This window comes from Streptomyces sp. NPDC020958 (genome assembly GCF_055562175.1).
In genome coordinates, this window is sequence record NZ_JBVHFU010000062.1 from 1 (window position 1) to 1,375 (window position 1,375).

A 1,375-nucleotide genomic window follows, 5' to 3' on the forward strand; every position below is an offset into this window, starting at 1 on the left:
GGGTCTGTACGGTGAGTGGTGTAACTCCCGAGCTGGAAGCGACAGTTGATGACTGACGTGACGAGTGACACCGAGGCCGGGAAGGCCGCTGTGAGCGGGACGGGCGCCGTGGATGACGGGCTGGTCGCCGAGCTGGTTGCCCGGGCTCAGGCCGGTGGCGTGAAGCTCACCGGGGAGGGCGGCCTCCTGCAGCAGCTGACCAAGCGGGTGCTGGAGTCCGCGCTGGAGGGTGAGCTCACTGATCATCTGGGGCACGAGCCCGGTGAGCGGGCCGAGGGCGGCCGGGACAACTACCGCAACGGGCACCGCTCCAAGACGGTGATCACCGAGTCGGGGCCGGTCGAGATCGCGGTGCCGCGGGACAGGGCCGGATCGTTCGAACCGCAGCTGGTCAGGAAGCGTCAGCGGCGTCTGGGCGGCGTGGACGAAATGGTCTTGTCCCTGTCGGCGAAAGGACTCACGCACGGGGAGATCTCCGCGCATCTCGCCGAGGTGTACGGCACGGAAATCTCCAAGTCCACGATCTCCACGATCACCGACAGCGTGATGGCCGGCATGACGGAATGGCAGAACCGTCCGCTGGACAGCGTCTACCCGGTCGTCTTCATCGACTGCGTGAACGTGAAGGTCAGGGACGGGCAGGTTGCCAACCGGCCCGTCTACATGGCGGTCGCGGTCACCGCCGAGGGGCACCGGGACATCCTGGGTCTGTGGATCGGCGACGGCGGGGAGGGCGCGAAGTACTGGCTCCAGGTCCTGACCGAGATCAAGAACCGCGGCGCGGCCGATGTCCTGATGCTGGTCTGCGACGGCCTGACCGGCCTCCCGGACGCCGTGAATACCGTCTGGCCTGCGACGATCGTCCAGACCTGTGTCGTTCACCTGCTGCGGAACAGCTTCCGTTACGCGGCCCGGCAGGACTGGGAGAAGATCGCGAAGGCGCTCAGGCCCGTCTACACCGCGCCGACCGAGGAGGCCGCGCTGGAGCGGTTCGTGGAGTTCAGCGATGCCTGGGGCGGGAAGTATCCGGCGATCGTCCGGCTCTGGGAGGCGGCCTGGGCGGAGTTCGTGCCCTTTCTCCAGTTCGACGTGGAGATCCGCAAGATCGTGTGCACCACCAACGCGATCGAGAGCATCAACGCACGGATCCGCAAGGCTGTCCGGGCCCGGGGGCACTTCCCCACCGACCAGGCCGCCCTCAAATGCGTCTACCTGGCCGTCATGAGCCTGGACCCGACCGGCACCGGACGCAAACGCTGGACCATGCGCTGGAAGGCCGCACTCCAAGCCTTCGACATCACCTTCGACGGCCGGCTCACCGCCGGACGCCGCTGAACAAAACCGACCGAGTTCCACCGTTCGCTACACAGACCCT

Annotated in this window: 1 protein-coding gene; it reads left to right on the top strand. The window is 67.1% G+C overall.

The annotated features are described in order from the left end of the window. The first annotated feature begins 48 nt into the window (after window positions 1–48). Window positions 49–1,335 carry an IS256 family transposase gene (locus ACZ3KP_RS40980; RefSeq protein ID WP_467506235.1) on the top strand — a complete coding sequence of 429 codons (1,287 nt, stop codon included), beginning with the start codon at window positions 49–51 and terminating at the stop codon, window positions 1,333–1,335. The last annotated feature ends 40 nt before the right edge of the window (window positions 1,336–1,375 follow it).